The following is a 24131-nucleotide window of genomic DNA, read 5'->3' on the forward strand; positions in this document are numbered from 1 at the left end:
ATCCAAAACTTTAAAATTAGGAGCCACATCTCCTTTTGAAACCTCAGTTCCTTCTAAATGTATAGGGTTATTTTTAAAAGTAATTTCTGTCATATTATATGACCTCCCATTAGTTATTTAAATTATAGTTTAATGATACGATAGTATTTAAACTTATTTCAATCATTTAAAACGCTAACTACTATTTTAATTTGAAATGATTTGCATGATATAATCAAAGGTATTTTTTAAAATGAGTAAAATGGTAACTATTATAAATAAAATTTTGACATATCCTACACCTTTTTTGATTGCAAAATGTGCACCAGTATACGACCCAATCACCATACTGACTGCCATAATTAATCCATATGCTATATTTACTTGACCAAAAATAATAAATAATGTTAATGCACCAACGTTTGAAGCAAAGTTTAATACTTTTGCATTACCAGCTGCACTTAAAAAATCAAATCCAAACATTAATAATACAAATAACATAAATGATCCAGTACCTCCGCCTAAGAATCCGTCATAAAATCCAATTAAAAGCAGAAGTGATATAAAGGCAATCGCTTTACTAATAGTAAATTTAGAGAACGTTCTGACATTACCCCATTCTTTCTTAAAAATGGTGTAAATTAAAACAAGTGTCAATATGACTATAACGAGTGGTTTCAAAACATCTGATGGCAAGAAAGTAGCTAAACTTGCTCCACCAACTGCAAATATAAATACAAACGGAAATAGTCTAAATACTATTTTTTTATCAACATTTCCAGATTTTAAAAATTTGATTGCACTCGTTAATGAGCCAAACGCACTTGCTAATTTGTTTGTACCTAATGCTAATGATGGCGGCATTCCTATAGCTAAGAGTGCAGGAATTGATATTAAGCCACCGCCACCTACAACAGCATCTATAAATGCTGCCAAGAAACCAAAACTAATAATAATGAAAATAATATGAAAACTTAGTTCTATAACGCCCACCCCTTATTAAATTACTTTAATACTTTCATATTAAAATAATTCATCAATGAGTGCATCAGTACTTTTATCTTTTTCAGTTTTATAATCTTTATTAATCTCTATTGTTTCTACATTGTCTGCTGCTTCTTGAACAAGATTATCAAAGTTAAACACACTTTCATATTTAACAACTTTATCAAAATCTGGTTCAGTTACAGGGTTTTTAGGCGTAAAAATCGTACAGCAATCCTCATAAGGCTGTATTGAAACTTCAAATGTTCCTATTTCTTTTGCTTTTTTTATAATGTCTTCTTTATCTAAAGAAATAAGTGGTCTTAAAATAGGAGTAGATGTAACATCATTAATTGCGTACATACTCTTTAATGTTTGACTAGCTACTTGACCTAAATTTTCACCATTTACGATGGCGTTCGCTCCAATACGTTCTAAGATAATATCTGTCACTCGTAACATCATGCGTCTAGTAGTAGTCATGGTATATCGTGGATGCACAGACTTATTGATTTGTTTTTGAAGTGCTGTGAAAGGAACAATATGTAATTTAATGGGTCCTACACGTTCAGATAGTATGCGTGTCAATTCAATCACTTTATCTTTCGCTTTTTCACTTGTAAATGGTGGACTGTGAAAATGAATAGCTTCTATTTTTACGCCACGTTTCATCATTTCCATACCAGCTACTGGTGAATCAATCCCACCTGATAACTGAAGAAGTGTTTTACCACCTGTACCTGTAGGTAATCCGCCAGCACCATCGATAACTTTAGTATAGATATATACGCCTTCTTTACGTACTTCCACTTTAATATTATGTGTCGGACGTTTAACATCTACTTTTAAATGATCAACTGATTTTAAAATGACACCACCTAGTTCTCTTTGTAGTTGATACGTATCTAATGAAAATGATTTATCTACACGTTTTACATCAATTTTAAAAGTATCTCCATGTGCAAAGTCTTTAGCTAACGAAACACAAAGTTGTTTTATATCTTCAAGATTTTGTGTTGTTTTAAATACTGGACTAATAGATTTTATGCCAAATATCTTTGTTAAACGATTCATGACTTCATTTACATTTGCTTCCTCAAAAAGCGAGATAAACATGCGATCTCTCTCGCATTTAACTCGTGTACCTTCTAATGAACGTAATGACTGAATCACATTTTCTTTTAATACATTTGTGAATCTTTTTCTATTTGTTCCTTTTAACGTAAGTTCTCCATATCTTACCAAAATATGATCATATTTCATTTATTTCAACAACTCCTTTATTTGAGCATAGATTAATTTAAATTTATCTTTAAATTGTTCGATATCTTTTTCTGTTGTAGTTTCACCCATGGATAAGCGAACGCTTCCCTCTATTCTGTTGTCCTCGATGTCCATTGCTAACAAAACTTCATTTAATTTTTCTCTTTTAGACGAACATGCACTTGTAGTCGACACCATAATATCCAATTTTGAGAACGCATTAACAAGCACTTCTCCTTTTACTCCTGGAAAAGCAATATTTAAAATATGCGGAGCACTATTTTCTGGAGAATTAATATACACTCCTTTATATTGACTTAAACTTTCTCTAATTACTTTATTATAACGTGATAGACGATGATTAAGCTCATTTAAATTTTGAATTGCAATTTCCATTGCTTTCACAAGTGAAACATTCATTGCTAAATTTACAGTACCACTTCTAATTCCATATTCCTGACCACCGCCAAATACTGTCGGTTCAATTTTTTCCTTATTATCGATAATTAATATGCCTTGACCTTTTAAACCATTAAATTTATGACCACTAAAACTTACACTATTTACATTCTCTAATTGCATTGGAATTTTCCCTAAAGCCTGAACGCCATCTACGTGAAAATGTGCCTTAGGATATTGTTTTAATAATGAGCCAATTTCTTTTATCGGTTGTATTTGTCCCATAACATTATTGACATACATACATGTTACTAAGCCCACATTATCCGTCATTAATTGTTCTAAATGATTAATATCTATTTGACCATTTGGAGTCACATTCACATATTTCAATATAAATCCTTGTGTTTCTAAATAACGCATCACTTCTAATACTGATGGATGCTCTAATACTGAGGTAATGATTACATTCGCAAACTGTTTTTTTCTTAATGCAATACCTTTGAGTGCAATATTATTAGACTCAGTGGCACCACTTGTGAAAATGACATCAGTATTATTATTGAGGTTTAACATCTCTTTTACACGCGACTTAGCCTGTAATAATATTTTTTCTGATTGTAAACCCATTTGATGAGGACTATTAGCATTATAATAAGCTTTCTCACTTACTTTTAGAAATGAATCTAAAACCGCTTGGTTCGGTTTTGTTGTGGCAGCATTATCTAAATAAATCATATATAGAACACTCACTTTCATCAATAACATATCTAAAACATATTTTAGATTTCTCGACTTAAAAATAGACACTCAAGCATTATACTATTTTTTTAAAAAAATAAAAGAGAACAACCTAGAAATATGTGGATGTCTAGGTCATTCTCTAACTATAAAAATGTATTATCCTTTAATCACTTCATTTTCAATATGTTTTGTTATACCAGGTTCTACACTTTCAAGTGCTTGCTCTGATACTTCAATTGAGCGCTTATAACGGTTATTTTTAAATAAACGTTCTGCTTCGTTTAAACTTTTATCTACACTATGATGATCTTTACGATATCTGTTTCCATATTGAATTAATCGTTCTGCATAGACTGCATTGACTAATATATCATTCGCTTCATCTTCAAAAGTATTCATTTGAATTACAATTTTTGAAACTTTATCTTTAAGTTGTTTAACATGAAGCGGACGTTCGTTAAATTGTTCGCTGACCGCTCTTACTTCATGGTCGATTTCATTTTTCATAATAACAAATCGCTCTGGAACACTTGTTAGGTTTGAAGCAAGAAGTCGACGATAAATCTCTTCTTTTTTCGATTGAATTTTTAATAGATTATCTTCAGCCTCAGCTTCATCTTCTCTAAGTTGAATCAGATGATTTTGTAATTTTTCTTGTTCTTCATTAATCACTTTTACATGTTCATCTAAGTATTCTAAATTATCTTTTACTTCACTGTATCTCACAGCAGATTTAGACATTTCTTTTAGAATATCATCATATACTACAACTAGATTTTGAATTTCATTTTCATGTTGTCTAATACTATGAACATCACTTTCATTAATGAAATAGTTTTCTCGTATATAGTCGATTTCTGTTCTAAGCGTATAGTTCATTTCTCTCGCTTTGAATAATTCATTTGTAATATCTTCTTTTGTTTCTTCAACTTCATTTTTAGCTTTTACTTCATGCTCAATTAAATCATACATTTCATCAAGCTTATCATTAATTTGTTGCAATTTATCATTAGCTTCCTGTAATTCAAGACGACTAATCATAGGTTCTACAAAATTTAATTCAGTTTTTAAGCTTTGTAATGTTCCATCAATTTTTACATGATCCAAGTCATAACCATTTACTTTTAAATCTCTACAACCATATTTTAAATCTTGGAATTGTCCTGGTAACTCTTTTTGAGTTTCTCTAATTAAATCTGGAATTTCATCCATATATCCTTTTGTTTCATTAATAGAGTCATTTAATCCATTAATATGATTATGAGCTTGTACATAGTTACCTTCTTCTTTCAGCATGTCATACTGATCAAGTTCTGGTTCAAAAGCCTCAATACGTTTTTCAAGAGGAGCTGCCGCTTCTCCAAATTGATGTCTATTTGCTAAAACATCTCTTTTCATTTCACGATAATCTATTTTACATTTTTCATAGATTGCTTCGTTATCTTTATGTAGAGAAAGAATTTCATTTACTTCATCTACTTGTGACTGATAACCAGCTTCATATCTATCCATTAATTCATGAGCGTCATCAATTTCAGTTTGAGCTCCTGCAAATTGGAATTTATCAAGTTGAAGCTCAGCGTCATGAATTTTTTCTTCTACTGGTGCTAAATAGTTATTAGTGTGATCTAATGTATCTTGTTTTAACGCGTCGTATTTTGTTCTCGTTTCACCTTTAAGGTTTAAAGCTGATAACTTTTCTAAATTATCTTCAAAAGGTAACTGTTGAACTTTTAATTTACGTTCTTCTGCTTGCTCAACCATTTTACGTTTGTTAGAACGTAAATAAAACATAATACCGACAGCAATCAATATAATAATAATAATTGCTAATATAATGTATAAAACCATCTCATTCTCCTCCTATATTATCATTATTATAACGTATCTTATCCCGTCATTAAAATAAAATTCAAAGAATTGATTGAAAAAATTTTTACATTTATACTAATAATCAAAATATTACATAGAGAGGTTTTTATATGACGACAACTAAAGAAACAAATTACAACTTATTAGGTAAACAACTTGCAAGTCTTATTGAAGATGAAACAAATCTAATTGCAATTTTAAGTAATACTTCAGCTTTACTCAATGACAACTTAGATCAAATCAATTGGGTAGGATTTTATTTAATTGAAAATAATGAACTTATTTTAGGTCCTTTCCAAGGGCATCCTGCTTGCGTGCATATCTCTATAGGAAAAGGTGTATGTGGAACTGCTGTTGCAAATAACCAAACACAACTTGTCGATGATGTAAATACATTTCCTGGTCACATCGCTTGCGATGCTAATAGTAAATCTGAAATTGTCGTTCCAATTCATGTTGATAATGAAATAATCGGCGTGTTAGATATAGATGCGCCTATTACACAACGATTTAGTAAAGGCGATCAACAAGGACTTGAAGAGATAGTTTCTATCTTAGAACACCAATTATCAAAATAATAAATTTAAATGATTCCTTGACACTTTAAAAAATAATGGTACAATGAATTTTGTGTGAATTAACGAAAATAGCAGTTGTATATTATTAAGCTCTATGTTGTTCCCGATGTGGACGTGTCATGTAACTGTAGCTATAAGGTGAAGACACATAAAACAATATATCTTAATGAGCATACAACACTCTTTTTTGTTTATTCATTCCAACAAAAAAGAAAAAGGAGGAGTCTTATTATGGCTCGTTTCAGAGGTTCTAACTGGAAAAAATCTCGTCGTTTAGGTATCTCATTAAGTGGTACTGGTAAAGAATTAGAAAAACGTCCTTACGCACCAGGACAACATGGTCCAAACCAACGTAAAAAATTATCAGAATATGGTTTACAATTACGTGAAAAACAAAAATTACGTTATTTATATGGAATGACTGAAAGACAATTCCGTAACACATTTGATATTGCTGGTAAACAGCACGGTGTACACGGTGAAAACTTCATGATTTTATTAGCTAGCCGTTTAGATGCAGTAGTTTACTCATTAGGTTTAGCACGTACACGTCGTCAAGCTCGTCAATTAGTTGGCCATGGTCACATTGAAGTTGATGGTAAACGTGTTGACATCCCATCATACACTTTAAAACCTGGTCAAGTTATCTCAGTTCGTGAAAAATCACAAAACTTAGATATCATTAAAGAATCTGTTGAAATCAACAATTTCGTACCAGAATATTTAGATTTCGATGCTGACAGCTTAAAAGGTACTTTCGTTCGCTTACCAGAACGTAGTGAATTACCAGCTGAAATTAATGAACAATTAATCGTTGAGTACTACTCAAGATAAGTTGATTAATATTCTACCACCCTTTCCATTTTGGTCAGGGTGGTTTTTTATTTATAATTTAAATATATCATCTGGTATATCTGAGATAATTCCATCTACTCCTAAATGAATCAATTTTTTCACATCTTTCATGTTATTTACTGTATAAGGTATTACTTTAAGATGATGTTCATGAGCACGCTTGATAAATTTTTTATTTATTAATTTATAGTTAGGATTTATAAATTGTGCAAAAGAAGCTATATTTTCAAAATCAGGTTGTTTGTACCAGTATTGCTTTTTACTTATTAAAACACCTAGTGCATATTTCTTTGTGTATTCAGACATTCTTTTAACACTTTCCACATCAAATGACTGAATAATGACTCTATGAGAGGGAATTTGAAATTTATCGAGTTCCTCAAGTAACGCTTTTTCAATGCCAGGATACTGTTCTGGTTTTTTTATTTCAATAAGTAATGTTTTAGAGTAATTTTTAAATAATGAAAGTACTTCGCTAAAAGTAGAAATACGAGTATTTTTAAAAGTTTCACCATGTCTGATTCCAAAATCAAATTGTTTTAATTCTTCTAAAGTAAAATCTTTTACTTTACCCTTTTGATTCGATGTGCGGTCAATGGAATCGTCATGAATGACTACTAATTGTTTATCTTTTGTAAAATGTACATCAATTTCTAACATATCAATATGTTGCATAAGGGCTGCTTTAAAACCTTCTACCGTATTTTCAGGATATTTCTGCGATAATCCACGGTGTGCAACGATTTGAAATGATGTATTAGGCTTTTGTATTTTCATTTTTAAATACCATCCTTTAAATTAATTATATGTTCAACTACACTTAAATTACCATAATGATATAGGAGGTCAATAATAATGGTTAAACACGATTTTGTAGTTCATACGTCATGGCGTGGAGGTCGTGAAGAAATCGGTAAAGTTAATGGCGATGTAATTTCTGAGCAAATTTCTATTCCCTCTTCACTTGGTGGTAATGGAACTGGGACAAATCCCGATGAAATGTTAGTTGCAGCAGCCTCATCATGTTATATTATCTCTTTAGCTGCTACACTTGAAAGAGCTAAATTTACTAATATTCATTTAGAAATTAAGTCAATTGGAAGCGCAGTGTTTGAAAATGGAAAATTTAAAATGGAAAAAATCACTCATTATCCAACAATATCTCTTACAGAAGAAGAAAAAACGCATCTTAATAAACGACTTCCTAAACTATTAGATATTGCTGATCATCATTGTATGATATCTAACTCAATTCGAAACAACGTTAAAATAGAAATTCAAGCAACCATTCAAGATTAGAACTAAAAGCGGTCGATTTAACTGCCGCTTTTTATTTTAGACTTTTAAATTTTCAGAATATTTGGTAAAATTAAAAAATCTTATATCAGGAGGAAGATTTACGATGTATTATTATGAACCCTTATTATTAACACCTGGACCAACCCCTGTACCTGATGAAATCACACATGCACTTAATTTATCAATGGTAGGCCATCGTTCTTCAGATTTTGAAGCTATCGCAGAAGAAGCATTTAATCATTTAAAACCTATTTTTGGAACTAAAAATAAAGTAATGATTCTTACTTCAAGTGGTACTAGCGTCTTAGAAGCTAGTATGTTAAATATAGTCAATCCCGAGGATCATTTTGTAGTCATTGTATCAGGTGCATTTGGCAATCGTTTTAAACAAATTGCTGAAACATTTTATAAGAATGTACATGTTTATGATGTTGAATGGGGAAAAGCGGTCGACATTGAAGCATTTGAAACATATTTACATTCACTTAAACATGATATTACTGCTGTATTCACCCAATTTTGCGAGACTTCTACTGCTGTACTTCACCCTATACACAAATTAGGAAAAGTGATTAAAGCATTCAATCAAGACATTTACTTCGTTGTCGATGGCGTAAGTTGTATTGGTGCCGTTGATGTCGATTTAGAAAGAGACAATATTGATGTACTCGTGTCAGGTAGCCAGAAAGCTTTAATGTTACCGCCTGGCCTATCTTTTGTTGCTTATAATCATCGTGCACAAGAGCGATTTAAAGCAGTTAAAACACCACGTTTTTATTTAAATTTAAATAAGTACTTTGATTCTATTGAACAAAATTCTACTCCATTCACACCAAATGTTGGATTATTTAGAGCGGTTAACGCTTATGCTGCACTTATTAAAAAAGAAGGATTTAACAATACCATTCACAGACATTACTTGATTAGAGATGGTTTAAGAGAAAGTTTAAAAGCATTAGATTTAAATTTATTAGTTACTAAAGACTCATATGCCTCTCCTACTGTTACTTCTTTTATCCCTCACGATAAAGACGAATTAACATATATTAAATCAACACTAAAATCAAGATTTAATATTACTATTGCTGGTGGTCAAGGCAAACTAAAAGGAACCATTTTGAGAATTGGTCACATGGGAAAAGTGTCACCTTTTGATATTTTATCTGTTGTTTCAGCTTTAGAAATCATTCTTACAGATTATCGTAAAGTCAATTATATTGGCAAAGCTACGCTAAAATTTACGGAGGTAATTCAACATGACGCATAATATTTTAGTTTCAGATCCAATTTCAGAAAAAGGTTTACAAAGTTTAATCCATCATCCTGATTTTAACGTTGATTTTAAGTCTGGTTTAACTGAAAAAGAACTTGTCGATATTATTCCTAACTATCAAGGGTTAATCGTACGTAGTCAAACTCAAGTCACAGAATCTATTATTAACCATGCTTCAAACTTAAAAGTTATTGCAAGAGCCGGTGTAGGTGTGGATAATATTGATATAAAATCAGCAACTCTAAACGGTATACTCGTTGTAAATGCTCCCGATGGAAATACGATTTCTGCTACTGAGCACTCAGTTGCTATGATTCTAGCAATGGCACGAAATATACCGCAAGCTTACACATCACTAAAGAATAAAGAATGGAATCGTAAAGCATTTAAAGGAGTTGAATTATATCAAAAAGTATTAGGCGTCATTGGAGCAGGACGTATTGGTTTAGGTGTAGCAAAAAGATTAAAAAGTTTTGGTATGACTGTTTTAGCTTATGACCCTTTTTTGACTAAAGAAAAAGCAGAGCAACTTGGAATTGAACTAGCAACAATTGATGAAATTGCTCAACGTTCAGATTTTGTTACCGTTCACACACCATTAACACCTAAAACAAAAGGTATTATCGATGCTCATTTCTTTAATCAAGCTAAACCAACGTTACAAATTATTAATGTAGCTAGAGGCGGAATTATTAATGAAAACGACTTGCTTAATGCCTTAAATCAACATCAAATTGCTAGAGCAGCATTAGACGTATTTGAAAATGAACCTCCTCTAGATTCACCGCTGCTCGATCATAAAAATATTATTGTAACTCCTCATTTAGGTGCATCTACGATTGAAGCACAAGAAAAAGTAGCTGTATCAGTTGCTGAAGAAATCATTGATATTTTAGAAAATGGTAATGTTACAAACGCAGTCAATGCACCTAAGTTAAACTTAAACCATATTGATGAGAAGACACAACAATGGCTTCGTATTAGCCAGCTTTCAGGTGAATTGGCAATTCAATTATTAGATGATGCGCCTAGAGAGATTAAAGTGACTTTTAACGGAGAACATGCTAAAAAAGAAGCTGATTTAATTACTCGATCAATCGTAACGTCAATTTTAAAACAAAATTTAGGTGAACGCGTGAACTTAATTAATGCTATTGCATTATTAAACGAACAAGGTATCACTCATCATATTGAAAATCGTGCTTCACAGGGGACATTCAGCAATTATATTCAAATTAATTTGATAAGTGAACATGAAGAGGTGAAAATTGGTGCAACTGTAATAGACGGATTTGGTGCACGTATTGTAAGAATTAATGATTATTCAGTAGATTTTAAACCTAATGCTTATCAATTTATTTCTTATCATAAAGACTTACCAGGAATGGTAGGTTTAACAGGTCAACTACTCGGTAAACATGATATCAATATTGCTTCAATGTCTTTAGGAAGAAGTTCTGAAGGTGGACAAGCAATGATGATTCTGTCAGTAGATCAACCTATTACTCAACAAGTTATTAAAGAATTATATGAGATTGGTGATTTTGATAAAATCTACGGTACAACTTTATCAATATAATAAATAAGAAAGGAACGACGATAATATTCGGCGTTCCCTTCTTTTTATTATTTATTAAGTAGAATATGTCTAATGTCACAAATATGATTAACAATATAATCAGCACCATGTTGCTCTAGCTCTTCTTTTGCTCCTTTCCCACTTAAACCAGTTAAAGTACCTATAAATGTTGCCCCAATCGTTTTAGCACACAATAAATCCGCTAATGAATCACCAACAATAAATACATCATCCTCATTAACAATATGTGTTTGATTTTGAATATAGTGCAAATAATCTCTCTCATTGTTTCCATAAAGAGTTGCAATATAACTAAATGGATTAGGTTTACCTAGTGACCCTTCTTTTGGAAATACTGACTCAGCTTTCAATACTTCACTCGCTGTAACAATATGCTTTTCATTAAAAAAAGTTTTAAGACCAAAGGATTCAAATGGAACAATGGTTTCTGTTCTTGGTCTACCAGTTGCAATGGCAATGTTAAAACCTGCTTGTTTTATATCATTTAATAAAGTTTTAATTTCTTCCACAGGACGTAAGATCATTTCTTCATAAATAAAACCAGATTTAGGAATAGACAAAGGAGTAAGTTTTTCTACTTTTTCATATAAAGTTGTTCCTAAATACCATTCTTGATATACTGCTCTAGCTAAATTCCAAAGTGGACTTTTTAAATTAAATAATTTAGCATTTTCAATATTTAATTGATCTTTTGCATAACCTTCTAATTCAAGATAAATATTCTCTTTACCACTTTGACTATTTTGAATAAATTTTAACGGTACTGCATAATTAACTTTAAATTGATCATTATAAGATTGTAATTCACGTAGAGTCTCAACTGAAAACGTTTCAACATGAGTCACTTGTCTAATTGTTTCTGAATCCAACTGTTTCAAGAGATGGATGAAGTGAATACTAAATACAACAAATAGCATATCCCAGTTAGAATTAAGGCCTAAAGATTTTAATTGATTTAAAATTTGATCATTTAAAAATACTCGTGTTCTTATATCTTCAATTAATTCATCATTCATATAATTAAAATTTTGAGCGCTATCTAAACCTAAAAAGTCATCACTCTTTAATAGTTCTTCTACTGTTAAGGCAGATACATCAAAGCAACGTTCTTCACTTAAAAACACACCATCTACATCAAATAAAATTGATTTCATCGACATCTCTCCATTTTTTGACTATTCTGATACTTATAATCATAACGAACATTTATATAAAGTCAATGTAATAAAAATAAGAGCCAATGCTTAAAATCTAGCATTAGCTCTTTTATATAAACAATATTTATCAATAGGACTATAGTGTAACAAATGATTTGGACATATATTGTCGCTTTTATTGTTTCTATTGAATTATTTCAACTGTTTTTCAATTTCATCTGCTACCTGTTGAACATGTGTACCAATAATTACTTGTGTTGAATGGTGGCCATTTTTCGTCACCCCAACAGCTCCAGCATTTCTAATTTTTTGTTCATCAATAATCGTATTATCTTTTAGTTCTAAGCGAAGTCGTGTAGCACAATTTGTTAAACTATCAATATTAGATTTTCCACCTAAACCTTCTAATATTTGTGTAGCTGGTTGATGATATTTTCCACTTTTTGATTTATCTGTAGTCGTCGTTTCTTCTACTACCGGATCAGCTAGTAAGTTATCACCACGTCCTATTGTATTTAAATTCAATACTTTAATCATAATTCTAAAAATAACATAATATAAAATAAAGAATACAATACCTTGAACTAATAGCATTAAAGGGTGATTAGCGATTGGATTAATTAGCGATAAAACATAATCAATTAATCCTGCACTAAATGAGAATCCCGCGGTCCAATGAAATAGAGATGCAATAAGTAATGAAAGTCCTGTTAATAAGGCATGTATGATAAAAAGTACAGGTGCAACAAACATAAATGCAAATTCAATTGGCTCTGTAACGCCTACTACAAATGCTGAAATAGCACTTGCTAAAAACCATCCCCATACTTGCTTTTGTTGCTTTGTCTCAGCACTGTGATACATTGCAAGTGCTGCTGCTGGTATACCAAACATCATAATTGGGAAGAAACCTGCTTGATAACGTCCTGTTATACCTTTTACTGCATCTACACCTGTTTGGAATTTACCAATATCATTAATTCCTGCTGTATCGAACCAAAATACTGCATTCAATGCATGATGTAAACCAGTAGGAATAAGTAATCGATTAAAGACACCATATAAAAATGCCCCGAATGAACCAAAACCTACTAACCATTCTCCAAATGCAACAATGCCTGAAAAGACCATAGGCCAAATAAATAATAGTATAACTGCTAATATGGTACTAAAAAATACAGTCATAATAGGTACTAATCGTTTACCACTAAAAAATGACAAGGCCATAGGTAATTCAACTTCACTAAATTTATTAAAAGAATATGCTGCAATTAACCCGATAATAATACCAAGAAATACATTAGAATTATCCATTTTTGTAAAGCCTAAGTTAACTGCTTTTTCTTTTATATTAAATAACGTAGCCACATTTTCTGGATTTAATACTTTCGTTACCATAGCATATCCTAACGCACCTGCCAAAGCAACCGCCCCATCGTTCTTTTTAGCCATACCAATAGCTACACCGATAGCAAAAATTAATCCTAATTGTCCTAAAATAGCTGTTCCTACAATTGAAAAGAACATGGCTACTGTGGGAAGAACATGAAGTGCATTTAGTAAGTTACCTATCCCAGTTATGATTGCTCCTGCTGGTAAAACTGCTACAGGGAGCATTAACGATCTTCCGAGATTTTGAAAGAATTTAAACATCTTTTATCCTCCTTTATTTATTAAAAATTATATTTTTTATGTATTTAGTCCAATATATAATCTACCATATTTGTAAGCGGTTACGCTATATGTTTATTTTATATAAATAGACAATGTGATGACAAAATAAAAAAGATACGCTTTAACCAATAAAGATTAAAACGTATATATATTTAATAAGATATTATAAATGATTTTTATTATTGATTGAGATAATTAACTGGTATTTTACTTCAAATCTATTTTTTTATTAAATAATCTTTCCGCATTGACTAAATAAAAATGATTAAAGACAAAATAACAAGAACAATACGTTAGGTAATATATGGTACTAACGGAAAATAGATTTCTTAAAATCTGTCATTTTCACTCATGGTACTCCTATCATCCATTTATCAATTATTTATAAAAAAAGAAGATTCTCTATTTAGAAAATCTTCTGATGAATAATGCTATCAATATCTATTAAAGACGTTCTTGAATAAGATGAAGTTCATGTTGTAACTGTGCTGTACGTCTTTCTATTTCTTTAGTTAGAAAATCAATTTTTTCGTTACGCTTTAAATCTTTAGGTATGTCAGATTGATAAATAGGTTTACCAAATTTAATCATCGCTTGACCAGTGACTAAACCATGTAACTTCGTTGGTCCAACATAAGCAGCTGGTAAGATTGGTGCTTTACCTAACATAGCAATCGTTGCAGCTCCACGTTTTAAAGGCGCGCCTTCAACTGAAGTTCTATGACCTGTTGGGAAGATACCTACTGTTTTATGATCTTTCAATAATTTAACAGGTTGTTTTAACGTACTAGGTCCCGGATTTTCTCGATCTACTGGAAAAGCATTTAAAGATCTTAAAAATTTGCCACCCCATTTATTACTAAATAATTCTTTTTTAGCCATATAATGAATTTCATTTGGAATTAAAGCTAATCCTAATAAAATCACTTCATTATAACTTTCATGGGTACAAGTCACAACATATTTACTATCTTTAGGAATGTTCTCTTTACCTACAATGTGTAATGAACGTGCCATTTTTACGATTATTAATTCTAAAAATTTACTAATAAATTTATACATTTTGTCACCTACTTCTAAGTTTCTACACTTAGTCGATTTTATCATTAACTTATCACGTGAACAAGATTTTAAAAGATACATCTTAAGACTGATAGCTATTTACTAGAAATATTTAAATATTTTCTTCATAATTGAGATAATGGTTAAAATATATACGGAGGTTTAATATGACAGAATATAATCAATATTTTCAATCCAGCGATTATCAGCATTCACGTCCACCTAAACCGAAGTTTCCATGGTTTAGAATTATTATTATTGCTCTAATCGCTGGTATCATAGGAGCATTAATTGTTTTAGGAGTTAATCGACTTATGAATGGAGATGATTCAAATAGTGGTGGATCTCAAGTCCAACAGGCTACGAATGATAAAGGTGGCAATGTGTTAGACGGTAAAAGTGATAAATATAAATCGGTTAATGCCATGATCAAAGATGTTTCTCCTGCTATTGTAGGTGTCATCAATATGCAAAAGGCAACAAGTTTTGACGATTTATTACAAGGTAAATCAACTAAGGCACAAGAAGCCGGTATCGGTTCTGGTGTTATTTATCAAATTAACAACAATTCTGCTTATATCGTCACTAATAATCACGTTATTGATGGTGCATCACAAATTAAAGTACAATTACATAACGGTAAACAAGTAGAAGCAAAGCTTGTAGGTACAGATGCAGTTTCAGATATTGCAGTTTTAAAAATCGATTCTCAAAAAGGAATTAAAGCAATGAAATTCGCAAATTCTTCTAAAGTTCAAACTGGCGATAGTGTTTTCGCAATGGGTAACCCACTTGGCTTAGAATTTGCTAACTCAGTAACATCAGGTATTATTTCTGCAAATGAACGTACAATTGAATCTAATACCACTTCTGGTGGAACTAAAGTAAATGTGCTACAAACAGATGCAGCAATTAATCCCGGTAACTCTGGTGGTGCATTAGTAGATGTTAATGGTAATTTAGTAGGTATTAATTCAATGAAAATTGCTGCTGACCAAGTTGAAGGTATTGGTTTTGCAATCCCAAGTAATGAAGTAAGAGTTACAATTGAACAACTCGTTAAACATGGTAAAGTAGAACGTCCTTCAATTGGAATAGGGTTACTTAACTTAAGTGATATTCCAGATTCTTATAAAAAAGAATTAAAAACTGATCGTGATACTGGTGTGTATATTGCAAAAGTTAGCCACTCTAGTGAATTAAAAGTTGGCGATATCATTACTAAAGTAGATAGTAAAAAAGTAGATGATGATACCGATCTAAGAACGTACTTATATCAAAATAAAAAGCCAGGTGAAACCGTGAAGTTGACTGTTATACGTGATGGTAAAACTAAAGACGTATCAGTCACTCTTAAAAATCAAAAATCAATATCTTCGCAATCATATAATTCTGAAGATAATAATAGTCAATTTATTCGATAATAAATAACGAGGTTAATCCAAAATAATGGATTAACCTCGTTTTCAATATATTCTTCTCAGATAAGATTATTTATAATTTACCATGAAGTATTTTTTCTTACCACGGCGAATAATTGTAAATTCATTATCAAATTTATCTTCATCAGTTAAGTTGTAATCAACAGACTGTTCTCTTTCACCATTAATATAAATTGCTCCATTGTTTACATCTTCTCTTGCTTGTCGTTTTGAGGAAGCAATTCCAGATTCAATTAAAACATCAATAATGTTAGTTGTTGCTTTAGAAACTTCAACTTGAGGTACTTCTTTAAACCCTGCTTTGATATCTTTAATTGATAAAGATTTTAAATCACCTTTAAATAATGCTTCTGAAATTCTAATTGCATCATCAAGTGCTTCTTTACCATGAATAAATTCTGTTACATTTTCAGCAAGTGCTTTTTGAGCTTCTCGTAAATGTGGTGCTTCATCTCTAGATTGTTCAAGGCGATTAATATCTTCTTTACTTAAGAATGTAAAGTATTTTAAGAATTTAATAACATCTTCATCCGATTGATTAATCCAGAATTGATAAAATTCATACGGTGTTGTTTTTTCAGCATCTAACCAAACAGCTCCAGATTCTGATTTCCCAAACTTTTTACCATCAGACTTTGTCACTAATGGAATAGTTAAACCATAAGCTTCTGTTTGACCATACATACGTCGCATTAACTCAATACCACTTGTAATATTACCCCATTGATCAGAACCACCAACTTGAATTTTACAATTAAGTTCACGATTTAAGTGGCCAAAGTCAATTGCTTGTAAAATAGTATAGGTAAATTCTGTATATGAAATTCCATTTTCTAATCGTGATTGAATTGAATCTTTACCTAGCATATAATTGACACCTACATGTTTACCATAATCACGTAGGAAACTTATTAGTGAAATTTGACTTAACCAGTCTCTATTATTAACGAGTACGGCTCCTTTATCTGTGCCAAATTCAAATAGTTTATGCATTTGAGCGCTTAAGCCTTCAACATTTTTTGCTACTTGATCTTCAGTTTGTAATACACGTTCTTCAGATTTACCAGATGGGTCTCCAATCATACCAGTGCCTCCACCAATAAGTACTATTGGACGATGACCATGTTCTTGGAATCGACGTAATGTCATAAATGGTAAAAGATGACCAATATGTAAACTATCAGCAGTTGGATCTGCACCACAATACAACGTTACTTGTTCTTTATTTAATAAATCTTCAATACCTTGTTCATCAGTTTGTTGATAAATTAAACCTCTCCATTGTAATTCTTCTAGTAATGCATTTGACATAGTTATATCCTCCTATAAAATTTATTTTTATTAAATAAAAAAGCACCCTCACAACAATGTAAGGGCGCTTATGCACGTTACCACCATACTTAACAATTCAAATAGAATTGTTTACTCTATTAATGATACGCTCATTAATAAACGTTGAATAAATAAGTATGAGGTGTATTCATATATAAACACATGTTAGTTCACAGCATCCACTAACTCTCTGTTAAGTTAATTTATATATTACTTCTCCTCTTATTCAATACATATTGAATTGATAATAATTATAAAAAAACCTCTTCTAAAAGTCAAATATGCTAGATATGATATACTGTATTTAATTTGAGGAGGACTACCATGAAATTATTATTTAAAGATATTCAATTTAAAACGTTTGAAAAAAATTATAAATTTATAAAACATATTATGGTAGGCCTTTTGAGTATTATAGTTTTAGGTTCTATACTTATTGTTCTTGGTACTGCTACTTATTTTCATCATCTTACTCAAGAAGCTTCAAATATAAGTGATACTGAATTGAAACACCGCGTACTACACTTTTCAGGTGATGAGATTTTGAATCACGATAAAAATATTTTAACTGAGTATGATCATTCTCAAAACTCTCTCATCGTAGGTCCAAAACATGTAAATTCAAACGTAATTAAAGCATTAATATCTTCTGAAGACACATTATTTTTTAAACATGATGGAATTTTACCAAAAGCGTTAATAAGAGCAATGATACAAGATGTTTTAAGTTTAAATTCTCGTTCTGGCGGAAGTACAATTACACAACAATTAATAAAGAATCAAGTCTTAACAAATGAAAAAACATATAGTCGTAAGGCAAATGAAATTATATTAGCGATGCGTCTTGAAAAAATATTATCTAAAAATGAAATTATTTATACATATTTAAATATTGTACCGTTTGGACGCGATTATAATGGTGCAAATATAACTGGAATTGCATCTGCTTCCTATAGTTTATTTAACGTTCCCCCCTCCAAGTTAAATGTTGCACAATCCGCTTATCTTGTTGGCTTATTGCAAAGTCCTTATACGTATACACCGTATGAAAATAATGGTGATTTGAAGGCTTATAACGAAGTTAAAATTAGTATTGACCGTCAGCATTATGTATTAAAACGAATGCTAGTGGAAGGGGTAATTACTAAAAAGACATATCAACAGGCAAAACAATATACTATTTATGATCATTTATTAACTAAGCCTCAATGAATCAATCAATATCTTTTATCGCACTTTATATTAATTTAAATAGTTTATGAGTATTGAATTTAAAAGACTTTTAAAATAAATGTATGATAGTAATAACACAAAATATCGATATATCATTTAAATTACCTGAAATTCGTCTTTTAATTGGTTTTGCCGCTAAATTACTTGTCTTTTCACATGCAGTTTTACCAACAAAATGATGAAATTTGTTGGTAAAACAAAGAAACGTCTGAGACAGTAAAAGTCTCAAACGTTTTTTCTTTAATCTAAATTAGAATAATCCTACTGCATGACCTTCATCAGTGACATCCATGTTTAATGCCGCTGGTTTTTTAGGTAATCCCGGCATTGTCATAATTGCACCTGTTAATGCAACAATAAATCCAGCGCCTGTTTTAGCTTCTAATTCTCTGATAGTTATATCAAAATCAGTTGGTGCGCCTAAAGCGGTTGCATCATCACTAAATGAGTACTGTGTTTTAGCCATACAGATTGGATATTTGCCCCATCCATTGTCGGTAAATTCTTTTAATTGTCTTTTTGCTTTTTTACTGAACGTTACTGAAGAACCACCATAGATTTCTTTTACAATTGTTTCAATTTTTTCTTCTAATGATTGATCTAAATCATACAAGAATTTAAATTCTTGTGGTTGATCGATGACTTCAAGAACTTGATTAGCAAGATCAACGCCACCTTTACCACCTTTCTCCCATACTTCTGTTAAGGCAATTCGTACATTATTTTCTTTAGCCCAAGCTTTAACTGCTTCAGTTTCATCTTCAGTATCATGTACAAATGCATTTAAAGCAACCACAGGTTCTACTCCAAATTTTCTAATATTATTAACATGACGCTCTAAATTAACAATACCAGATTTAACTGCTTCGACATTTTCTTCTTTTAGATTATCTTTAGCAACACCTCCATGCATTTTTAACGCACGAACAGTAGCTACTAGGACAACTGCAGAAGGTTCAAAGCCTGCTTCACGTGCTTTGATGTCTATAAATTTTTCAGCGCCTAAATCTGAACCAAAGCCTGCTTCTGTAACAACAATATCTGCCAAATCACGTGCAGTTTCAGTTGCTAAAATCGAGTTACAACCATGAGCAATATTAGCAAATGGCCCACCATGTACAAGTGCTGGTGTTCCTTCAATAGTTTGTACTAAATTAGGTTTAATTGCATCTTTAAGTATCATTGCAAGAGCGCCTTCAACTTTTAAGTCTGCAACAGTAATTGGTTTACGTTCACGAGTATAACCAACTGTAATACGACTGATTTTTTCTTTTAAATCATTAATATTACGAGCTAAACATAAAATCGCCATTATTTCAGATGCTACAGTGATATTGAAACCATCTTCACGTGGAACACCGTTAGTTGGTCCACCTAACCCAACGATGACATTACGTAATGCACGATCATTCATATCAAGTACACGTTTCCATTCAACACGACGTACATCAATTGCTAAATCATTACCTTGATGAATGTGATTGTCTATAAATGCTGATAATGCATTATTCGCTGTTGTAATTGCATGGAAATCACCGTTAAAGTGTAAATTAATATCTTCCATAGGTAAAACCTGCGCATATCCCCCACCAGTGGCGCCACCTTTAATTCCGAAAGTTGGTCCTAAAGCAGGTTCACGTAAAGCGACCATTACATTTTTATTTAACTCATTAAAAGCATCAGCTAAGCCTACTGTTACAGTTGATTTACCTTCACCAGCTGGTGTAGGGCTCATTGCAGTTACTAAGACAACTTTACCTTTTTCTTCTTTTGATTGAACTTGATTAATATCAATTTTAGCTTTGTAGTGTCCATATTGCTCTAAAGCATGTTCAGGTATTCCTGCTTTTTTTGCAATGTCTCCAATTGGTTTTAATTCTGATTGATTAGCAATATCTAAATCTGATAAATGTGCCAAATTATTTCAACCCCTTGTTTAAAATAAATTTTATGTAATAAGATATTTAGAAATAACTACCAAATCATCTTACTACTTTATAATAACTAACAAACAAATATATGTCGAATACTTGATAGCGTTTACAAAAATATTTAATTTCCTTAAAAATAAATTTAGTAATATTAAAAGGTTTACATAATTATATTATAGTAACTTATATATTAAAAAAGGATAAAATTATTCATTTTATCCTTTTTTCTACATTACTTTATTTAGTAGTATTTCGATATTCAATTCTATGTGGCAAAACTACATTAGGTTCTGCAATGTCTTCTTCATTCATAAATTTAGTAAGAAGACGCATACCTACTGCTCCGATGTCATACAATGGTTGAATGACACTAGATAGTTTAGGTCTAACCATTTCTACCAAACGCGTATTATTAAAACTAACGATTTGTAGTTCTTCTGGAACTTTTATTCCAGCATCAAGAGCACTATGCAAAATACCAATTGCTTGTTCATCACTAATAGATAATATAGCATCAGGTAAATTATTTTTTAATTTTTCAAAAACATTCACTCCGTCTTTATAGCTTTCTGAACCTGATAATTCTATAGTGTTATTTAACTTTAATTGATGTTTGTTTAAAGCATCTTTCAAACCACTTAGTACATCTTCTTGAGCCTTTTTAGAATAATCTCCACTTACAAGTACAAAATCTTTTGCGCCTGTTTTAATAAGTTGTTCTGTAACTTCTCTGGCAGCTTTAGCAAAATCGATATTAACAGATGCGATATTGTCATCTTTACCATTTGTGCCAGATACTACAACTGGAACTGAAGAATGATTAATTAAATCTTTGATTTCATCAGAAATTGTACCACCTAAAAAGATAATGCCATCTACTTGTTTACTTAACAAATTATTAAAAATTTCTTTTTCTTTTTCTGAATCATTATCTGAATTAGAAATGATAGAGTGATACTTATACATTGTTGCAATATCTTCAATACCTCTAGCAAGTTGAGAATAATAAATATTAGAGATATCTGGTATAATAACGCCTACTGTAGTTGTACGTTTACTAGCTAGTCCTCTTGCAACAGCATTTGGTCTATAATTTAATCTTTGAATAACATCATTTACTTTTTTACGTGTTTCTGGTTTTACGTTTTGATTGCCATTAACTACTCGTGATACAGTTGCCATAGATACACGAGCTTCTCTAGCTACATCATATATAGTTACCGTCATAATTTCCTCCTTGTAAGCGTTTCATTTATTATTATAACGTGTTTTCATTTCATTTTCAAAGTTTATCATAAATTGGTTATGTGTCAAATATATAAGACTTATATTCACAATTGTGTCAAATTTTAGTTAATAGATTTAATAAAATCAAAATAAAACTATTCGTTTTAACTAAAAAAGAACAATATAGAAGTTAAATATAAAACTTTCTATATTGCCCTATATTTTAGTAAAAATGAATAGCTAGTAAATTAAAGTATGATGTTTTATTTAAGTTGTTTAGAATTGTACATGTCAACTAATGGCTTTAATTCATTATAAAATTTATCAAATTCATTTAAATCCATTTGTTGACCACTATCACTTAAAGCTACTGATGGATCTGGATGTACTTCTGCCATTACTCCGTCTGCACCCACAGCAAGTGCTGCTTTTGCAGTTGGTAACATAATATCCTTACGTCCTGTACTATGCGTAACATCTACCATTACTGGTAAGTGAGTACCTTGTTTTAAGATAGGTACGGCAGAAATATCAAGTGTATTACGAGTAGCTTTTTCATAAGTACGAATACCACGTTCACATAGAATAATATTTTTATTACCTTGAGAAGCAATGTATTCAGCTGCAAATGTAAATTCTTCAATAGTAGCTGATAAACCACGTTTTAATAAGATTGGCTTATTTGTACGTCCAGCTTCTTTAAGTAATTCAAAATTTTGCATATTTCTTGCACCAATTTGGAAGACATCTAAGTATTCATCAGCAATTTCGAAATCAGCTGGATTTACAATTTCACTAACAATATTAAGATTGAATTTATCTTTAACATTTTTCAATATTTTAAGCCCTTCAATTCCTAATCCTTGGAAATCGTATGGTGATGTTCTTGGTTTAAATGCACCGCCTCTAATAAATTTCTCACCTTTGGCTTGTAAATCACGAGCTACTGCATCAACTTGTTCTTGAGATTCAACAGAACATGGACCAAATACAAATGATTTATTTCCATCACCAATAACTCCACCATTATCAAATTTTACAATTGTATCTTCCGGTTTTAATTTTCTTGAAACATATAAGTGCTTTTCATTTTCTGATTTTTGTAAATCAGTAGACGCTTTAAAGATTTCTTTAAACAATTGTTTAATTACATTATCATTAAATGGTCCGTTATTACGATCCATTAATTCATTAATCATTTCTTTTTCTCGTTGAGGGTCATAAACTTTAGTACCTTGCTTAATTTTTTCTTCTCCTATTTTTTGAGCTAATTCCCCTCTTTTTGATAATAAGTCTAGAATTTGATTATTAATTGAAATTATCTCTTCCCTGTATTGTTCTAACTTTGTAGACATTCATACTCACCTCAATAAATTTTACTATACTGAATTATATTACTTTAAAGCGGTAAAATAATTGTATTTAGATAGTATTCTAACAATTACATTAAAAATGTTCAACTATAAATCGAATAAATTTTCTAATATTTCTGAATTATTAAAATTAATATAATTAATAATACTATATAAAGAATTAAAAGAGCAATGTAAAATATTACACTGCTCTTTAAAAAATATTAATCATTAAATGTACGTTTTTCTATTTTACTATTTGCTTTTTCAGCTCTTTGTTGTTGCTTTGGCGTTTTGTTTTTATTTTTATTTTTTTGATTCTGATTTTTACGTTTTTGATTATGTTTTTTATTTTTTTGAGTTGAATTTGATTGAGATGGTTGATGTTGGTGAGTAATAACTCCTTTTTCAAATTTAGCATCATGGTGAGTTTGTTTATTTTTTGTTATTTCTTCATCTTTATTAAATGACTTATGATTTTTAGTTATCAAATTAGGCACTTTATCATATTTAGAAGATGTTATTGGTGCCTCCTCAAATAATTTTTGAGTATTACTTGCTACATCTTTATTATCTTTTAACTTAGCTTGCTTAGTTCTAGCTGCCGATGCAATTTTAGAAGCTTGTGATTCATTTTCGCTGTTTTGAGTTTGATGACTTCTTGCTGGATTAGATAATTGATTTATTTCTGATTCATTTTGAACTGCACGACGTTGTGCTGCAAGTGCATCTGTTTCTTCTTGTTTTTCATCTTTAGCAATTGCTTCTTTTTTAGCTTCTTGTATTTCTTGCGCTTGTGGTGACTCGTCTGCTAAATTACTTGATGTTTCTGATTGAATTGCACGACGTTGTGCTGCAAGTGCATCTGTTTCTTC

20 protein-coding genes and 1 pseudogene are annotated in these 24131 nt (G+C 30.9%); 7 read left to right on the forward strand and 14 right to left on the reverse strand.

Going from position 1 to position 24131, the window contains the following annotated elements; all coding sequences use genetic code 11:
- The 5 genes and pseudogenes from HMPREF2647_RS02170 to ezrA form a co-directional block, all read right to left on the reverse strand.
- Positions 1 to 93: pseudogene (locus HMPREF2647_RS02170) on the reverse strand (lipid hydroperoxide peroxidase); the annotation flags it as partial.
- Between the two features lie 93 nt (positions 94 to 186).
- Positions 187 to 972: a sulfite exporter TauE/SafE family protein gene (locus tag HMPREF2647_RS02175; RefSeq protein WP_083319017.1), complete on the reverse strand. Its 786-nt coding sequence runs from the start codon at positions 970 to 972 to the stop codon at positions 187 to 189.
- Positions 973 to 1002: 30 nt separating this feature from the next.
- On the reverse strand, positions 1003 to 2226 hold the full coding sequence (gene thiI, locus HMPREF2647_RS02180) for a tRNA uracil 4-sulfurtransferase ThiI (protein WP_070444134.1): 1224 nt from the start codon (positions 2224 to 2226) through the stop codon (positions 1003 to 1005).
- Entirely contained in the window at positions 2227 to 3363 is a 1137-nt protein-coding gene (locus tag HMPREF2647_RS02185; RefSeq protein WP_019835457.1) for a cysteine desulfurase family protein, read from the reverse strand.
- A 162-nt stretch (positions 3364 to 3525) separates the two neighbouring features.
- Complete coding sequence (gene ezrA, locus HMPREF2647_RS02190) at positions 3526 to 5220, reverse strand: septation ring formation regulator EzrA (RefSeq protein WP_048761515.1); 1695 nt, start codon at positions 5218 to 5220, stop codon at positions 3526 to 3528.
- Positions 5221 to 5351: 131 nt separating this feature from the next.
- Here ezrA and HMPREF2647_RS02195 point away from each other — a divergent pair, with 131 nt between their 5' ends.
- Positions 5352 to 5819, forward strand: coding sequence for a GAF domain-containing protein (locus HMPREF2647_RS02195; protein ID WP_019835459.1), 468 nt, complete (start codon positions 5352 to 5354; stop codon positions 5817 to 5819).
- A 231-nt stretch (positions 5820 to 6050) separates the two neighbouring features.
- On the forward strand, positions 6051 to 6653 hold the full coding sequence (gene rpsD / locus HMPREF2647_RS02200) for a 30S ribosomal protein S4 (protein ID WP_017176109.1): 603 nt from the start codon (positions 6051 to 6053) through the stop codon (positions 6651 to 6653).
- Between the two features lie 51 nt (positions 6654 to 6704).
- Here the strand turns inward: rpsD and HMPREF2647_RS02205 are convergent, their stop codons facing one another.
- Positions 6705 to 7451: a glycerophosphodiester phosphodiesterase gene (locus HMPREF2647_RS02205; RefSeq protein ID WP_017176108.1), complete on the reverse strand. Its 747-nt coding sequence runs from the start codon at positions 7449 to 7451 to the stop codon at positions 6705 to 6707.
- A 78-nt stretch (positions 7452 to 7529) separates the two neighbouring features.
- Here HMPREF2647_RS02205 and HMPREF2647_RS02210 point away from each other — a divergent pair, with 78 nt between their 5' ends.
- The 3 genes from HMPREF2647_RS02210 (at position 7530) to serA (ending at position 10825) form a co-directional block, all read left to right on the forward strand.
- On the forward strand, positions 7530 to 7973 hold the full coding sequence (locus HMPREF2647_RS02210; protein ID WP_017176107.1) for an OsmC family protein: 444 nt from the start codon (positions 7530 to 7532) through the stop codon (positions 7971 to 7973).
- A 103-nt stretch (positions 7974 to 8076) separates the two neighbouring features.
- Complete coding sequence (locus HMPREF2647_RS02215; RefSeq protein WP_070859459.1) at positions 8077 to 9240, forward strand: pyridoxal-phosphate-dependent aminotransferase family protein; 1164 nt, start codon at positions 8077 to 8079, stop codon at positions 9238 to 9240.
- Positions 9230 to 10825, forward strand: a complete 1596-nt coding sequence (gene serA, locus HMPREF2647_RS02220) for a phosphoglycerate dehydrogenase (protein WP_017176105.1) — start codon at positions 9230 to 9232, stop codon at positions 10823 to 10825. Before HMPREF2647_RS02215 ends, serA begins: the two co-directional genes overlap by 11 nt.
- 47 nt (positions 10826 to 10872) lie before the next feature.
- On the opposite strand, the gene HMPREF2647_RS02225 is transcribed toward serA, so the two are convergent.
- The 3 genes from HMPREF2647_RS02225 to HMPREF2647_RS02235 form a co-directional block, all read right to left on the reverse strand.
- Complete coding sequence (locus HMPREF2647_RS02225) at positions 10873 to 12000, reverse strand: HAD family hydrolase (protein ID WP_017176104.1); 1128 nt, start codon at positions 11998 to 12000, stop codon at positions 10873 to 10875.
- 195 nt (positions 12001 to 12195) lie between these two features.
- A complete protein-coding gene (nagE, locus tag HMPREF2647_RS02230) occupies positions 12196 to 13656 on the reverse strand; it encodes an N-acetylglucosamine-specific PTS transporter subunit IIBC (RefSeq protein WP_017176103.1) in 1461 nt (486 codons plus the stop codon).
- A gap of 465 nt (positions 13657 to 14121) precedes the next feature.
- Complete coding sequence (locus tag HMPREF2647_RS02235) at positions 14122 to 14739, reverse strand: lysophospholipid acyltransferase family protein (protein WP_002448288.1); 618 nt, start codon at positions 14737 to 14739, stop codon at positions 14122 to 14124.
- A 167-nt stretch (positions 14740 to 14906) separates the two neighbouring features.
- On the opposite strand from HMPREF2647_RS02235, the gene HMPREF2647_RS02240 reads away from it, so the two are divergent.
- On the forward strand, positions 14907 to 16163 hold the full coding sequence (locus HMPREF2647_RS02240) for a S1C family serine protease (protein WP_002455201.1): 1257 nt from the start codon (positions 14907 to 14909) through the stop codon (positions 16161 to 16163).
- Between the two features lie 66 nt (positions 16164 to 16229).
- On the opposite strand, the gene tyrS is transcribed toward HMPREF2647_RS02240, so the two are convergent.
- Positions 16230 to 17492 (reverse strand): tyrosine--tRNA ligase, encoded by a 1263-nt coding sequence (tyrS, locus tag HMPREF2647_RS02245; RefSeq protein WP_002487995.1) that lies wholly within the window; start codon positions 17490 to 17492, stop codon positions 16230 to 16232.
- Between the two features lie 345 nt (positions 17493 to 17837).
- Between tyrS and HMPREF2647_RS02250 the strand changes: the two genes are divergently transcribed.
- Positions 17838 to 18725: a transglycosylase domain-containing protein gene (locus tag HMPREF2647_RS02250; protein ID WP_002448304.1), complete on the forward strand. Its 888-nt coding sequence runs from the start codon at positions 17838 to 17840 to the stop codon at positions 18723 to 18725.
- A gap of 271 nt (positions 18726 to 18996) precedes the next feature.
- Here HMPREF2647_RS02250 and HMPREF2647_RS02255 read toward each other — a convergent pair whose 3' ends face one another.
- From HMPREF2647_RS02255 to HMPREF2647_RS11425, 4 genes are all read right to left on the reverse strand, one after another.
- Positions 18997 to 20664 (reverse strand): formate--tetrahydrofolate ligase, encoded by a 1668-nt coding sequence (locus HMPREF2647_RS02255; RefSeq protein ID WP_070468367.1) that lies wholly within the window; start codon positions 20662 to 20664, stop codon positions 18997 to 18999.
- A gap of 250 nt (positions 20665 to 20914) precedes the next feature.
- Positions 20915 to 21904, reverse strand: a complete 990-nt coding sequence (ccpA, locus tag HMPREF2647_RS02260) for a catabolite control protein A (protein WP_017176097.1) — start codon at positions 21902 to 21904, stop codon at positions 20915 to 20917.
- Between the two features lie 263 nt (positions 21905 to 22167).
- Positions 22168 to 23259 carry a bifunctional 3-deoxy-7-phosphoheptulonate synthase/chorismate mutase gene (locus HMPREF2647_RS02265; RefSeq protein WP_070859461.1) on the reverse strand — a complete coding sequence of 364 codons (1092 nt, stop codon included), beginning with the start codon at positions 23257 to 23259 and terminating at the stop codon, positions 22168 to 22170.
- A 221-nt stretch (positions 23260 to 23480) separates the two neighbouring features.
- Positions 23481 to 24131, reverse strand: a 651-nt coding sequence (locus HMPREF2647_RS11425) for a hypothetical protein (RefSeq protein WP_256326477.1), incomplete at its 5' end; no start/stop codon positions are given.

The organism is Staphylococcus sp. HMSC035D11 (genome assembly GCF_001836075.1).
GTDB lineage: Bacteria > Bacillota > Bacilli > Staphylococcales > Staphylococcaceae > Staphylococcus > Staphylococcus hominis.

Excerpts from the sequence above, each read along its gene's own strand:
- thiI (WP_070444134.1), bottom strand. The coding sequence starts at position 2,226 with ATGAAATATGATCATATTTTGGTAAGATATGGAGAACTTACGTTAAAA.
- HMPREF2647_RS02185 (WP_019835457.1), bottom strand. The coding sequence starts at position 3,363 with ATGATTTATTTAGATAATGCTGCCACAACAAAACCGAACCAAGCGGTT.
- ezrA (WP_048761515.1), bottom strand. The coding sequence starts at position 5,220 with ATGGTTTTATACATTATATTAGCAATTATTATTATTATATTGATTGCT.
- HMPREF2647_RS02195 (WP_019835459.1), top strand. The coding sequence starts at position 5,352 with ATGACGACAACTAAAGAAACAAATTACAACTTATTAGGTAAACAACTT.
- rpsD (WP_017176109.1), top strand. The coding sequence starts at position 6,051 with ATGGCTCGTTTCAGAGGTTCTAACTGGAAAAAATCTCGTCGTTTAGGT.
- HMPREF2647_RS02205 (WP_017176108.1), bottom strand. The coding sequence starts at position 7,451 with ATGAAAATACAAAAGCCTAATACATCATTTCAAATCGTTGCACACCGT.
- HMPREF2647_RS02210 (WP_017176107.1), top strand. The coding sequence starts at position 7,530 with ATGGTTAAACACGATTTTGTAGTTCATACGTCATGGCGTGGAGGTCGT.
- HMPREF2647_RS02215 (WP_070859459.1), top strand. The coding sequence starts at position 8,077 with ATGTATTATTATGAACCCTTATTATTAACACCTGGACCAACCCCTGTA.
- serA (WP_017176105.1), top strand. The coding sequence starts at position 9,230 with ATGACGCATAATATTTTAGTTTCAGATCCAATTTCAGAAAAAGGTTTA.
- HMPREF2647_RS02225 (WP_017176104.1), bottom strand. The coding sequence starts at position 12,000 with ATGAAATCAATTTTATTTGATGTAGATGGTGTGTTTTTAAGTGAAGAA.
- nagE (WP_017176103.1), bottom strand. The coding sequence starts at position 13,656 with ATGTTTAAATTCTTTCAAAATCTCGGAAGATCGTTAATGCTCCCTGTA.
- HMPREF2647_RS02235 (WP_002448288.1), bottom strand. The coding sequence starts at position 14,739 with ATGTATAAATTTATTAGTAAATTTTTAGAATTAATAATCGTAAAAATG.
- HMPREF2647_RS02240 (WP_002455201.1), top strand. The coding sequence starts at position 14,907 with ATGACAGAATATAATCAATATTTTCAATCCAGCGATTATCAGCATTCA.
- tyrS (WP_002487995.1), bottom strand. The coding sequence starts at position 17,492 with ATGTCAAATGCATTACTAGAAGAATTACAATGGAGAGGTTTAATTTAT.
- HMPREF2647_RS02250 (WP_002448304.1), top strand. The coding sequence starts at position 17,838 with ATGAAATTATTATTTAAAGATATTCAATTTAAAACGTTTGAAAAAAAT.
- ccpA (WP_017176097.1), bottom strand. The coding sequence starts at position 21,904 with ATGACGGTAACTATATATGATGTAGCTAGAGAAGCTCGTGTATCTATG.
- HMPREF2647_RS02265 (WP_070859461.1), bottom strand. The coding sequence starts at position 23,259 with ATGTCTACAAAGTTAGAACAATACAGGGAAGAGATAATTTCAATTAAT.